We start from the raw sequence: 13,172 nt of genomic DNA on the forward strand, positions 1-13,172 counted from the left end.
TGACCAAAACACGGCGTCCGGCAGGACCTAGCCTCAAACAGCCTGGGTTCGCTTCGCTCGAAACCCAGGCGGACGCCGCGACGGCGGCAGTCAATCTTCAGTCCCGCATCAGGCGACCTTGCGGGCGGATGCGGCGACCGGCTGCATCGAGTCGGTTTCGTTGAACCGCTGGTGCCACGAGAACGCTTCTTCGAGCAGATGCGGCGTCTGGCCGCCGCGTTCGCAGGCGCGGTCGAAGTAGTCTTGCAGCGCGTCGCGGTAAGACGGATGCACGCAGTTCTGGATGATGGCCCGCGCGCGCTCGCGCGGGGCGAGACCGCGCAGGTCGGCCAGACCGCATTCCGTGACCAGCACATCGACATCGTGCTCGGTGTGATCGACGTGGGACACCATCGGGACCACGCTGGAGATGTCGCCACTCTTGGCCATCGACTTGGACACGAAGATCGAGATATGCGCGTTGCGGGCGAAGTCGCCTGAGCCGCCAATGCCGTTCATCATGTGCGTGCCGCCCACGTGCGTGGAATTCACGTTGCCGTAAATGTCGAATTCCAGCGCCGTATTGATGGCAATGATGCCAAGGCGCCGCACGATTTCAGGCGCGTTGCTGATCTCTTGCGGGCGCAGCACGATGCGCTGGCGGTAGTGTTCCATGTTGGCGAGGATCTTTTCATACACCGGCTTGGACACGGTGATGGAGGACGCCGATGCGAATGCGAGCTTGCCCTGGTCGAGGAGCTCGATGGCGCTGTCCTGCAGCACCTCGGAGTACATGACCAGGTTCTCGAAGTCTGATGACTCGAAGCCGTGCAATACCGCATTGGCGATGGTGCCGATGCCAGCCTGCAGCGGCAGCAGCGAATTGGTCAGACGGCCGGCGTTGACTTCGCCGCGCAGGAATTGGTTGATGTGGCCCGCGATCGCGCTGGTTTCTGCATCGGGCGGCAGCGCGTTGGAGGGGCTGTCGGGCTCTTGCGTGATGACGATGGCGGCGATGCGGGAAGGATCCACTTCGATGAAGGGCTGGCCGATGCGCTGGTCTGCCGACACCAGGCCGATGGGCTGGCGGGCGGGACGACCGCCGGGGATGTAGATGTCGTGCAGACCTTCGATGGCCGCGGGCACGCTCGTGTTCAGTTCGACGATGATCTTGTCGGCCTGTTGCACGAACGACGCCGAATTGCCCACCGACATCGTCGGCACGATCGCGCCGGTTTCGGTGATGGCGGCGGCCTCGATGATGGCCACGTTGATGGGGCCCAGGTGACCGGCCCGCAATTGTTCCACCGTTTCGGACAGGTGCTGGTCGATGAAGGCGATTTCGCCTTGATTGATCTTGCGGCGCAGGGTCGTGTCGACCTGGAACGGCAGGCGCCGTGCGAGCGCATTGGCCTGCGCCAGCATCTTGTCAGTGTCGTGCCCGAGCGATGCGCCGGTGATCAAGGTGATGGAGAGCGGCTCGCGTTCGGCTCGCGCGGCCAGCGCGGCGGGCACCGACTTACAGTCGCCCGCCCGGGTAAATCCGCTCATTCCGACGGTCATTCCGTCCTGAATCAGTAAGGCGGCCTGTTCGGCTGTGGTGATCCGGGCGTGCAGTTCTGGGTTGCGGATCCGGTCGAAAGGCATGTTGTCTCCAAATTCAAAGGCTTGCGGCTTAGGGCCGGGCGCGGCGAAGGATCTTCAGCGCCCGGGCACCGTCTGACGCGGCGTTTCCCGAGGTTCCAAGGGCCGCGGATGCGGGCGATGGAACGATTTTTCGGCAGTATAGGAACGCGGGCGGAAATCTCGTAATGACTTAAAATCATCCCATTCAGTCGTTTTTTTCATCATTTGCGTTTTTGTCGCGCATCGCGCGAAGGGGCCAGCTTTCCCATGGACGTGCGCGCTTTGCGGTATTTCGTGGAAACCGTCCGCCATGCCAGCTTCACGCAGGCAGCCAAGGCGCTGTTCGTCACGCAGTCCACGGTGAGCAAGATGATCCGGCAGCTGGAAGAAGAAGCCGGCACGCCGCTACTGATTCGCGATGGGCATACGGCCCGCCCCACCGATACAGGCCGGGTCATGTACCAGCGCGGTCTGCAGGTGCTGGAGACCATGCGCCAGCTGTCGGAAGAACTGCGGCAAACCGCGGACCTGAGGCGCGGCGCGCTGGAGGTGGGCATTCCTCCGATGATCAATCTGCTGTTCACGCCGGTGGTCAAGCGGTTTCGTGAATTGCATCCCGGCATTCATCTGACACTTCGCGAAGGGACCGGCCAGGCCGTGGAAGGCCTGGTGGCCAGCGGCGAACTGGAGGTCGGAGCCACCATCCTGCCGGTCGCCCCCGACGGCGGCCTGGTTGCACAAGCGTTTGGCAGCTATCCGATTTGGGTGATTGGACCGCCCGACGCGCCATGGTCCGGAAAAACCTCGTTGCCGCTGAGCGCGTTGCGCGACGCGCGGCTGCTGATTCCCACCGACGACTTCGCGATCACCCGGCGGTTGCGCCAGGCGTTTGCCGATGCGGGACTGCAGCCCAGCATCGCGGCGCAGAGCGCTCACTGGGATTTCCTGGTGGCGATGGCGTCGGCAGGGCTGGGGGTGGCCCTGCTTCCCGAACCCCTGATGCAGCGGATGAAGACGCGGGGCCTTAGCACCGCCAAGCTGGCGAAGTCCGGCATGCAGTGGGAAGTTGGGCATATCTGGCTGCAATCCGGCTATCTGTCGTTCGCCGCCCGCGCCTGGCTGGAGGTGTGCGATGCCGTGCTGGGCAAGCCTCGGAGCCGGGCGGCGCGCGCCCCCCACGGCTCTGGGAGTTGAATCCAAACGTTCGGCTCGTAAACAGGGGTTGCTAGGGGGCCATGGCCGCCCGCGGGCGACGCCCAAGCGCCCCAAATCCGGCCCCGTTTTTATGCCCGCCAACGGCGATATTCACCGCGCAGGCATGAACTCTGAAATTTAGGGACGTAACAGCATTTTTGTTGCAACGGCCAGCTGGGCGGCTTGTTATGCTGCCGCCTCGACGCGAGCAACTCGCCCTTAGAACATGATCTCCACCACGTACCCTTTGCTCATGCGCGCCCGCCTCGTTCGCGCGCCCAACCTGGCGGCGCTGCTTGCCGCGCTGCTGCTGGTGTTCAGCTTGCTGCCCGCCTTTGCGGCGCCGCCCGCCACCCCAGCCGACACCGAAGCCGTGTTGGCCGCCGCGCGTAAACAGATCGACGAGATCCGCAAGCAGATCCCCGACCAAACGGACGACGCCGTGCTGCTCAAACAGCGTGGCGAGGCGCTGGACATTCAATCGAAGGCGGATGCCGCCACGGAGGCGCTAACGCCGCAGCTGGCCAGCGTGACGGCGCGCCTGAGCGAACTGGGCACGCCGCCGGACGGCGCCAAGGAAGCGCCCGATGTGGCGGCACAACGCACACAGCTCGAGAAAAACAGCCGCGCCCTGGACGCGCAACTCAAGCTGGCGCGGCTACTGTCGGTAGACGCCGGACAGACCGCCGAACAGATATCGGCCCAGCGGCGCAAGCAGTTCCAGGCGCGCCTGGGTGAGCGTCGCGATTCCTTCCTGTCTGGCCAGTTCTGGACCGAATTCCGCCAGGAATTCCCCCGGGATCTGGAGCGGCTGGAAGCCCTGCGCGATGACCTCACCACCGCCGTCGGACAAACGCCCAAGTGGGGCTGGCTGCTGCTCGCCGTCGTCGCCGGTCTGGCGATTGCACTGCGCGTCTGGGTTGGCCGTTACCTGCTGCAGTTGACGGCAACGCGCGTGCCGCCTGGCCGGTTGCGCCGTTCTTTCCTGGCCGTGGCCCTCGTCGCGCTGTCGGTCGCGACGCCCGGCGTGATCGCCTTGCTGATCCAGGCCGGCCTGGACTGGCGGTCGCAACTTTCGGACCGCACCGCGTCACTCCTGACCAACCTGGTGGCGACCGTGTGTTTTGGCGGGTTCGTTTCGGGGCTGGGCTTCGCGCTGCTGTCGACCAAGCGTCCTTCCTGGCGCCTGCCCCCGGTCAGCGACATCGTGGCGAACCGCCTGCGCTGGCTCCCCGGCACGCTGGGCGTGCTGGTGGTCCTGATCTGGCTCGCCGAAAGGTTGCCCGTGCTGCTCGACGCCAGCCTGACGACGACCATTACGCTGACGGGCATCGTGGGCGTGCTGAGCATGGCGATGCTGGCCGCCGTATTGGCGATCAGCCGTCGCTTGCGCCGGCAGGTCATGCAGGACAGCGAAGCGCCGATCCCGCTGTGGGTCTCGCTGATGCTGGCCGCCATCTGGACGGTGCTGATCGTCAGCCTTGCCAGCCTGCTGGCGGGTTACGTGGCGTTTGGCAGCTTCCTGGTCAAGCAGGTGTTGTGGGTGCTGATCGTGCTGGCCTCGGCCTACCTGGCCTCCACGCTGATCGAGGACGGTTTCAGCACACTGCTGGGGACGGCGCACCGCGAGGGTGGCGAAGGCGAAGGGCCAAGCATGCGCGATCAGGCCGCGGTGCTGCTGTCGGGCCTTGGCCGCGTGGCGATCGCGCTGCTCGCCATCATTCTGGTGCTGGCGCCGTTCGGCGAGGCGCCGATGGATCTGGTGCAGCGCTTTGACCAGCTGCGTAAAGGTCTGGCCATCGGTGAGGCACAGATCCGCCCGGGCGCGGTGCTGCAGGCGCTGATCGTGCTGGCGCTGTCGTTGCTGAGCGTCAAGATGCTCAAGCGCTGGCTCTCGAACCGCTACCTACCCACGACCGAACTGGATCCCGGCATGCAGTTGTCTGCCGCGACGCTCTTCGGCTACGGCGGTTTCGTGCTGGCTGTGGCGTTGTCGCTGTCCGCGGCCGGGATCGGTCTGGAACGGGTCGCGTGGATTGCGAGCGCGCTATCGGTGGGTATCGGTTTCGGCCTTCAGGCCGTCGTGCAGAATTTCGTGTCGGGTCTGATCCTGCTTGCCGAGCGGCCGGTGAAGGTGGGCGACTGGGTGTCGCTCGGCGGCGTGGAAGGCGACATCCTGCGCATCAACGTGCGCGCCACCGAGATCCAGATGGGCGACCGGTCCACGGTGATCGTGCCCAATTCCGAATTCGTGACGAAGACGGTGCGCAACGTGACGCGGTCCAACCCGCTTGGGCTGGTGCAGATCAAGCTGCCCATGCCGCTGTCGACGGATGCCGAAAAGGTGCGCGAACTGATGCTGCAGGCCTTTGCCGATCACGAGGACGTGTTGGAGTCGCCTGCGCCCAACGTATTCCTGGACGGGATCGATGCTGGCCACCTGATCTTCAACGCGAGGGGCTACGTGTCCTCGCCCCGTGCGGCGTACGGCGTGCGAAGCGCGCTGCTGTTCACGGTGCTCAAGCGGCTGGACGAGGCCAAGCTCGAAGTGTCGTCGCCGCCGACGATGCTGATTGCGGCGGCACCGGAGCCCGCACAGGCGCCTGCGCCCATCGCGGTAGCCCCGCCCGCTTCACCCTGATTGCCCGCACGGCCGCCCGGCCTCGGCCCCGCCGTCTCAGCCGGGCGAATACAGGTCGGCAAACTGCTGACGCTCCAGGCGGGGATTGCGCAGCGGCGGCGCGGTAAATGCCGCGCTGCGAGCCGACATCACGGGATAGCCTTGCGGCGCCTGCGCCTGGGGCGCGACGGGCACGGCGCCCGCGGTCTGGACGGGCGTTTGCGGCGCGACCTGCGCCACCGCGCCGCTGTCGAACCGGTGATCCGCCGTCGTCAAGGCCGGATTGGTGCACAGTCCCTGCGCCACCAGTGCCGCCTTGGTGCGGTCGTCGGTCTGGCACAGGATATCGATGGCTGCCGTTTCCAGACGCCGCGAGCGGTCCGCGTCCTTGGTCGACGCCGCCGCCTGCATCGTGCGCTCGAAGTTGCGGCGAAGGCTGCATTTTTGGTCTTCGATCGGAATCGCAACGTTCATCCCGAATCCCACGACGGAACCGCCGCCGCCCGCCGACACCATGCAGCTGTCGGACGAGAACGAGCCGTAGAAGCTCTGGCCGCCGACCGGCGGCGCGCTGCGCAACGTGCTGGTGCCGCTATTGCTGGAATTGAGCGTGATGCCCTGGTTGTTGCCCGCATTGGTCGACCCGGACGATGCCGAGGTCGAGGAGCTGGACGTGCTGGTCTGCGCCCCCGCCGACATGGCGGCAAGCGACAGGGAAATGGCTAGAACTATGGTCTTCATGATGTCCCCTCGCCCGGACGGCCGAAGCCGTCCGGATAATTCGGTCAGCGATTGAACCCGCCGACATGGCCCACCGCGCCGATGCCGTGTATCGACCCGAAAGCGCCGATGTTCGCTGCATGGAACGTCCCCGTCGCCGATGCGCTCGTTTCCGTCTTGCCGAATGTGGCGCCGCCGTTCGCGATGCTGTCGCCGACCATGATCGGCGCGTTGCCCGACACATGCCCGTAAGACTCGCTATTGGCGTATTGCCGTGTGCTGGTGACGACTTGCGTGCCGTCGCGGCTGAACGTGCCGCCGACCTCCGCGATGCCGCCCGTGCTGCCGAACGACGTCTGGCTCGATGAGCCGTAGCCGTTGATCTGGGTGGCGACCACCGAACTGCCGGTGGAGATGGATGACGCGGTGCCGTTGATGGCGCCGGCGTGGCCGGTTACCGAACCTCCGGCCTGGCCCGGGCCAGTGGCGTAAGCCGATGCGGCGAACAATGACAACGCGGCGACTGCTGCGAGCTTTTTCATTTGAGCTCCTCCTGATCCGTCTGCACGGATGCACAGGTGCCGGAGACCGACCGGCGCGGACCGTTACTCCCCCAGGTACTGCGCCCGTCCAGGGCCAGGGCGTGGGACTTTCGTATTGGTACGGAATGATTGCGCCGTCCTAGGCAGGTCGGTATCGGTTAAACGAACGATCGGGTCTTTCTGGCCGATGGACGCGCGAATTACACAAACCTGAAAGAGGAGATGCCGGCCCCATGCAGCCATGCGTATGGATGACGCCAAGCGTGCGCGAAGACCCGCCGTCGGGCCGGCTGTCAGCTCAAAGGATGGGTGTGCGCGCGGGCGGCTCGCGCATGATATCTAGCGCGCAAGAGGGCGAGCCCCCTCTTGCGCCAGGCGCAGCCACCAGCCGGTCTCGCGCCGCGCCAGCATCAGGTCCACGGCCACCATGACCAGCAGGAACCCGCACTCGGCCAGATTCAGATTGGCGACAACTTGATAGGTCGCCAGCAGGGCGATGCCGGTGACGCCGGCAAGATATGCGGGCCAAGCGGGCGGCACCCCGGACGCGACGGCTCGCGGGCGGCGCGACAGGCACAACCACGCCACCAGCGGCAGGCTCAGCATCGACAGAGGGATGTAAATGGCGATGGCCGACAGCAGCACGTCGACCGCGAACTGGGTATGCAGGAACAGGGACATCAATACGATCATGCCGACGCCCACATACCAGAGCAGGCGAAGGGAAATGAGACGAGTCAAGGTAACGGCTCGGTGATTCATCAATCGGACTGGAAGCGGAAATTTCGGCCATACTACTCCCGGCCTTGCCCCCCCTCCCCCTTCAATCGGAGACAAAACCATGATTCAGGAGATTGCCAGCATCCACGTCCGCGAAGGACAGGAAGCGCTGTTCGAAGCCGGTGTGACTCAGGCGAAGCCGCTTTTTCTGCGCGCCAAGGGTTGCCATGGCATGGAACTGTACCGCAGCATCGAGCAGCCGCAGCGTTACACGCTGGTGGTGGACTGGGAAACGGTCGAAAACCACATGGTGGATTTCCGCGAGTCGCCCGATTTCCAGGAATGGCGCAAGCTGGTGGGCGGCTTTTTCGTCGAGCCGCCCCAGGTGCACCACGAACAGAAAGTGATCTGAACGCCTCTGCGGCGGGCCGGGCGGCAGCACCGCCCGGCGCTAATCTTGCGGCGGCTCGTCGTATTTTCGCGCGCTGCGCCGGAACGCGTCGGCAGGGTACTTGCTGGCGTTCTTCACCATCTTGCCGGCAACCGCCTGCGAGATATCGATGCCCAGTTGATCCGCCAACGCCACCAGGTACATCTGCACATCGGCGATCTCGTCAGCGGCATCCGCAAGTCGGGCAGCAGGCAGATTTCGGGACTCGTCTTCACTTAGCCACTGAAACAGCGAAACCAGCTCGCCGGTTTCGCCCGCCAGGGCCATGGCCAGATTCTTGGGCGAATGGAATTGCTGCCATTCGCGTTCGGCCGTGAACTGGCGCAAGGCAAGCCGGATCTTTTCCAGGTCTGACATGAGCACTCCCCCAGGAATGGCGCCTTGCTACACCGATGCCAGGCGAGCGCTGGCCGCCAGCGCAACCGCAACCGTCGTGCGCACGTCGGCCAACGCCCGGTGGGTGGGCTGCGAAGCGCCCACGTGCCGCGCCAGGATGTCGAGCTTGTGCGACGTCAGCTCGGGCCACGCGCGGCGCGCCAGCGCCAACGTGCAGTGGGTGGCGTTCGAGAAAGGCATCCCCGTCTGGTCTGCCGCCGCGCTGAGGAAGCGCCGATCGAACGAGGCATTGTGGAAAAACACCGGCAGGTCCTCGACAAACGCCAGGAACGAAGAAAAGGCCTGCGCGACCGGTATGCCGTCGCGATCGACTTCGGCCTGCGTGATGCCGGTAAGGCGCGAAATGAAGGAGGGCACGCGTGCGCAGGTCTGCACGACCTGTGTGTACTCGTTCACCACGGCGCCGCCCTCGCCAACCCTGACCGCCGCGAATTCAAGGATTTCGCAACTGGCAGTGGACAGGCCGGTCGTTTCAAGGTCGGCCACGATGAACGGGCCGCCCAACGCGTCAAGGGCTTGCGTGACCGCGGCCTGAGCTCGGGCCGCCGGCCGGGAGGGGCGTGCCGGTGATGCGCCGCTCGAAGGCGCGCGCCGATAGAAAAAGCTCACGGGCCTACTCCGCGGGGTGCAGCGCGGCGAAGCGGTCCGAACCGTCGGCAAGCTTGCCAAAGAACAGCTCGGCCGGTCGCACCCACAGACCGCGCGCATGCGGCCAAAGATGTTCGTACACCACCATCGATTCCTCGGTCTCGGAATGGCGGGCAGTGCCAACATAGCGATACAGGCCGCCCTTGTAGTGGCGGTGCGTGGCAAGTGCCAGGGCTTCGGATTCGGTCATGGACATCGGCGGCAAATGGCGTGGCCCGCGGCGGAAACTGCCCGCGCGGGCCCCGGAGGATCGGCAATGCCGTCTTTATAGCGCAATCGGGACCCGCTTCGCGCGGGCGCGGCCTCGTCACGCGGCGCGCAGACGTGCCGTGGCCTCGACGCGGGTTTCGGTCAGGTCTTCGGTGACGCCGGCCAGCTTGGCCGATTGCGCGAGCGACACATCAACGACCTGACCCATGATTTCGGTGACGCGGCGCGATGAGGCGACTATTCCCTCCACTGTTCCTCCTGCTGACTGGACGTGCACCGCGCCGCCTTCGACCTGCGCGACCGACGTCGTGATGAGCGCCTTGATTTCCTTGGCGGCGGCGGCGCTGCTCTGCGCCAGGTTGCGGACTTCGGACGCGACGACCGCGAACCCCTTGCCGTGTTCGCCCGCGCGCGCCGCTTCGACCGCGGCGTTCAGCGCCCGGATGTTGGTCTGGAATGCGATGCCGTCCATGACCCCGATGATTTCGGAAATTCGGCGCGAACTGCCGGTGATGGCTTCCATCGTGGCCACCACCTCGCGCATCGTGTCGCCACCGGTTTCCGCGACGCGGCTTGCGTCCTGCGCAAGGCTGTTGGCCTGCCGCGCCCGTTCGGCGTTCTCCGTCAGGCCTTGCACGGCGACCTGCAACGTCTGCGCCGCCGTAAACCGCTTGGTAATGTCGGTGGCAAATTTCACGACCTTGAAGGGCCGGCCCTGCGCGTCGAAGATCGGGTTGTAGCTGGCTTCGATCCACACCTGGCGGCCGCCCTTGCCCAGGCGCATGTACTGACCCGTGTCATGTTCGCCATTGCGCAGTCTGCGCCAGAAATCCTTGTAGGCCGTGCTTCTTGCCTCGTCGGCAGGTACGAACATGCTGTGGTGCCGGCCCAGCACCTCGTCCGCGCGATAGCCCACCGCATTGAGGAACAAGTCGTTGGCGCGCATGATGGTGCCGTCCAGTTCGAACTCGATGATCGCCTGGACCTTGGAGATCGCTGCGAGCTGGCCTTCGGAATCCGCCTGCCGGTGTTGCTGCTCGGTGATGTCCGTGGCGTACTTGATGACCTTCAGTGGCTGCCCGCGCTTGTCAAAGATGGGGTTGTAGGACGCCTGCAGCCAGACATCCGATCCGTCTTTGCGAATTCGCCGGTAGCGGCCGGAATCATGGGCGCCCTGCCCCAGCCTTTCCCAGAAGGCCGCATACTGCGCCGACCCGCGCTCTTGCGGCGCGATGAACATGCGATGGTGTTGTCCCTGGATCTCGTCGAGCACATAGCCCATGGTGTCCAGGAAATTCTGGTTGGCCGTCAGGATGTGGCCGTTCAGATCAAACTCGATGACCGCCTGCGATTTATGGATCGCGTCGATTTGTCCGAGCAGATCTGCTTTGTCGGTACTGCGGTATCCACGGATGAAGCGGCCAAGAGTATGCCAAAGCATGGTGACCTCCAGGGGTGAGTTTGCCGGCGTGCCTGGTACACGTGTATCTAATAGATACTATTAATCCCAAATTATCACGACTCATCGCGTTTTTTGGGATCGGTCCAAAATAAATCCAAATCGTCGTGATGACGCACACCCGGGTAATCCCGGGTTCAAGCCGCATCCAGCTCGCGATATTGACGGAAAATCCCTTCGCCAAATGGAAGACGGCGTCCGCTTGCAAAATACGCCTGCAATTCGGGCAGCGCAGTCACGCGTTCGTGCAGCGCAAACACATTGGGATAATCCGCCGCCACCGTGGCCATGCGTTTGGGAAAGGCGTACAACAGCCCGTCGACCAGGTGATACAAGGACAGGTCGACATATGTCCATTTGCCGCCTCCCGCCAGCCAGGCATCCGTCCCGTCCAGCAGCCGCTCGAAGTATCCCAAAAACTTCGGAATACGCTCTTCGCGAAAAACCCGGGCGCGACGAGCAGCCTCTTCCTTCTGGTCTTCGTAATAATCGCTGGCGGAAATGGGGTGATGGGTGTCGTGCGCTTCGGCCACCATGTCGGCGATCGTGAGTTGCAGCTGGTTTACCCACAATCGTCCTTCGAGCGATTCAGGGGCAAGGCCATGTTTCTCGCCAAGGAAAAGCAGGATGTTGGCCGTCTGCCCCAGCGTCATTTTTCCGGCCACCAGATAAGGCGGGGCAAACGGCGGATGCTTGCGGGCGGATCGCATGTCCTCGATCAACGTGCCTTCGTCGGCGCCCGGATCACGCGCCCGCTCCCGATAAGGAATGCCGCCCGCTTCAAGCGCCAGGCGCACGAATTCTCCCCGTCCGGGAATGCCATCCCAATACCAAAGGTCGTAAGTCATACGGTCTCCTTTCAGTTGGCGCAGCCGAATCTGCAGTCTGCAGCCGCGACCGGCTGTTAGCAAGGCGCATGCCGCAGACGCGGAAAAACGCGGCGATAAAAAAACGCGCAGACGGCGGCCTGCGCGTTTTCGTGGGAGGGCGTGTGCTTACCCCTGCGCCGCGTCTTCGAGAATCAATTCGGCGCCGCGTTCGGCCACCATCATGACAGCGGCCTGCGTGTTGCCGGAAACCATTTGCGGCATGACCGACGCATCCACCACGCGCAGGCCCGTCAGCCCATTGACCCGCAAACGCACGTCGGTGACGGCCGCCGCATCCGTCCCCATGCGGCAGGTGCCGATGGGGTGATAGATGGTCTGACCGTTGCGCCGGGCGAAATCCAGCCATTCGTCGTCGGTGTCCACATCCGGCCCCGGGCTGATTTCCGCTTGCACATAGCGCTGCATGGCGGGCCGGCCCACGATGCGCCGGGCCACCTGCATGCCGCCCACCAGGCTATCGCGGTCGACCTGCGCGGACAGGAAGTTGGGCCGGATGGCAGGTCCGGCCATGGGGTCGGGCGACTTGATGTGAATGGACCCGACCGACTCGGGACGCAGCTGGGCCACGCCGATGGTCATGCCCGGGTGGCGATCCAGAATGCGTTCGGCCGCGTTGGCGTAACTGGCGTGCACAAAGAAAAACTGCACGTCCGGCGTGGGCAGGCCGGGACGGCTTTTCACGAAGCCATGCACCAATCCCGTGCCGAGCGTCAGGATGCCTTTGCGGCTCAGGTAATAGCGCGCCACCTGCTGCGCCAGCCGCCAGCCGCGCGACATCTCGTTCAAGGTCACCGTGTTCTTGACGCGCCAGTTCATGCGCGTGGCGAAGTGGTCGATGTAGTTTTCGCCCACCGACGGCTGCGCGTGCACGAGGTCGATGCCATGCGTCTTCAACAGAGCCGGGTTGCCCACGCCGGACAATTCGAGCAATTGCGGCGACTGCACCGCGCCCATGCAAAGCAACGTTTCGCGGCGCGCGCGCACCGTGTGCTCCTGACCGTTCTTCCGATAGGCCACACCGACGCAGCGCTTTCCTTCGAATACCAGCCTCGTGACATGGGCGCCGCATTCGACGCTGAGATTGCGCCGGCCGGCCGCCGGTTTCAGGTAGCCGTCCACGACGCTCCAGCGCCGGCCACGGTGCTGGAGCACCTGGTAATAGCCCACGCCTTCCTGGTCGCCGCTGTTGTAATCCGGGTTGAACGGCTGGCCGTCTTCGCGCGCGGCCTGCAGGAAGGCATCCGACACGGGAAAGCGCTCGGCGACCTCTTCGAGGTGCATCGGCCCCTCCTTGCCGCGGTGCTCGCCCCCCGGCGCGTAGTTCTCGATCTTGCGGTAGAAGCGCTCGGCCACGTCGCGGCCCCAACCTGCCGCGCCGGCCGCCACCCAGCCGTCGTAATCCTGGGGCTGGCCACGCACGTAGATCATGCCGTTGATGAGCGTCGATCCACCCAAACCCTTGCCACGCGGCACGGCGATGACCCGGCCGTGGACGTTGTCCTCGGGCTCGGTCGCAAAGCGCCAGTTGTATTGCGGATCGACCAGCAGCTTGGAAAAGCCCGCTGGAATCGGAATCCACATGCTGCGCGCCTCGTGGCCGGCTTCCAGCAGCAGTACGCGATACCTGCCATCCGCACTGAGGCGGTTGGCCAGGATGCAGCCGGCCGTTCCGCCGCCCGCGATGATGAAATCGTAGTCGCCCATCTTTTTCCACCGA

Annotated in this window: 13 protein-coding genes; 3 read left to right on the top strand and 10 right to left on the bottom strand. The window is 64.7% G+C overall.

Annotation, left to right across the window (positions count from 1 at the left end):
* Positions 1-108 precede the first annotated feature (108 nt).
* Complete coding sequence (locus tag QEP15_RS18500; protein ID WP_217618811.1) at positions 109-1,626, bottom strand: succinyl-CoA:acetate CoA-transferase ScpC; 1,518 nt, start codon at positions 1,624-1,626, stop codon at positions 109-111.
* 246 nt (positions 1,627-1,872) lie between these two features.
* Between QEP15_RS18500 and QEP15_RS18505 the strand changes: the two genes are divergently transcribed.
* Both QEP15_RS18505 and QEP15_RS18510 read left to right on the top strand, forming a co-directional pair.
* Complete coding sequence (locus QEP15_RS18505) at positions 1,873-2,799, top strand: LysR family transcriptional regulator (protein WP_226846630.1); 927 nt, start codon at positions 1,873-1,875, stop codon at positions 2,797-2,799.
* Between the two features lie 226 nt (positions 2,800-3,025).
* A complete protein-coding gene (locus QEP15_RS18510; RefSeq protein WP_280147841.1) occupies positions 3,026-5,440 on the top strand; it encodes a DUF3772 domain-containing protein in 2,415 nt (804 codons plus the stop codon).
* A gap of 36 nt (positions 5,441-5,476) precedes the next feature.
* Here QEP15_RS18510 and QEP15_RS18515 read toward each other — a convergent pair whose 3' ends face one another.
* The 3 genes from QEP15_RS18515 to QEP15_RS18525 all read right to left on the bottom strand — a co-directional run bounded on the left by QEP15_RS18515 (position 5,477) and on the right by QEP15_RS18525 (position 7,422).
* Entirely contained in the window at positions 5,477-6,160 is a 684-nt protein-coding gene (locus QEP15_RS18515; protein WP_175155011.1) for a hypothetical protein, read from the bottom strand.
* Positions 6,161-6,204: 44 nt separating this feature from the next.
* Positions 6,205-6,681: a hypothetical protein gene (locus QEP15_RS18520; RefSeq protein ID WP_152385167.1), complete on the bottom strand. Its 477-nt coding sequence runs from the start codon at positions 6,679-6,681 to the stop codon at positions 6,205-6,207.
* A 339-nt stretch (positions 6,682-7,020) separates the two neighbouring features.
* Positions 7,021-7,422, bottom strand: coding sequence for a hypothetical protein (locus tag QEP15_RS18525; RefSeq protein ID WP_226846632.1), 402 nt, complete (start codon positions 7,420-7,422; stop codon positions 7,021-7,023).
* Positions 7,423-7,522: 100 nt separating this feature from the next.
* Here QEP15_RS18525 and QEP15_RS18530 point away from each other — a divergent pair, with 100 nt between their 5' ends.
* A complete protein-coding gene (locus tag QEP15_RS18530; protein ID WP_056326936.1) occupies positions 7,523-7,813 on the top strand; it encodes an antibiotic biosynthesis monooxygenase family protein in 291 nt (96 codons plus the stop codon).
* Between the two features lie 39 nt (positions 7,814-7,852).
* Here the strand turns inward: QEP15_RS18530 and QEP15_RS18535 are convergent, their stop codons facing one another.
* The 6 genes from QEP15_RS18535 to QEP15_RS18560 all read right to left on the bottom strand — a co-directional run bounded on the left by QEP15_RS18535 (position 7,853) and on the right by QEP15_RS18560 (position 13,159).
* Entirely contained in the window at positions 7,853-8,209 is a 357-nt protein-coding gene (locus QEP15_RS18535) for a nucleotide pyrophosphohydrolase (protein ID WP_175155012.1), read from the bottom strand.
* A 27-nt stretch (positions 8,210-8,236) separates the two neighbouring features.
* A complete protein-coding gene (locus QEP15_RS18540; protein WP_280147842.1) occupies positions 8,237-8,857 on the bottom strand; it encodes a 3'-5' exonuclease in 621 nt (206 codons plus the stop codon).
* A 4-nt stretch (positions 8,858-8,861) separates the two neighbouring features.
* Positions 8,862-9,086, bottom strand: coding sequence for a DUF1653 domain-containing protein (locus QEP15_RS18545; protein ID WP_062841788.1), 225 nt, complete (start codon positions 9,084-9,086; stop codon positions 8,862-8,864).
* Between the two features lie 117 nt (positions 9,087-9,203).
* Positions 9,204-10,547, bottom strand: coding sequence for a methyl-accepting chemotaxis protein (locus QEP15_RS18550; protein WP_280147843.1), 1,344 nt, complete (start codon positions 10,545-10,547; stop codon positions 9,204-9,206).
* A 155-nt stretch (positions 10,548-10,702) separates the two neighbouring features.
* A complete protein-coding gene (locus tag QEP15_RS18555) occupies positions 10,703-11,413 on the bottom strand; it encodes a glutathione S-transferase (RefSeq protein ID WP_152385571.1) in 711 nt (236 codons plus the stop codon).
* A gap of 147 nt (positions 11,414-11,560) precedes the next feature.
* Entirely contained in the window at positions 11,561-13,159 is a 1,599-nt protein-coding gene (locus QEP15_RS18560) for a GMC family oxidoreductase (protein ID WP_280147844.1), read from the bottom strand.
* Positions 13,160-13,172 lie beyond the last annotated feature (13 nt).

It is taken from the genome of Achromobacter mucicolens (genome assembly GCF_029866465.1).
GTDB classification, from domain to species: Bacteria; Pseudomonadota; Gammaproteobacteria; order Burkholderiales; family Burkholderiaceae_B; genus Achromobacter; species Achromobacter mucicolens.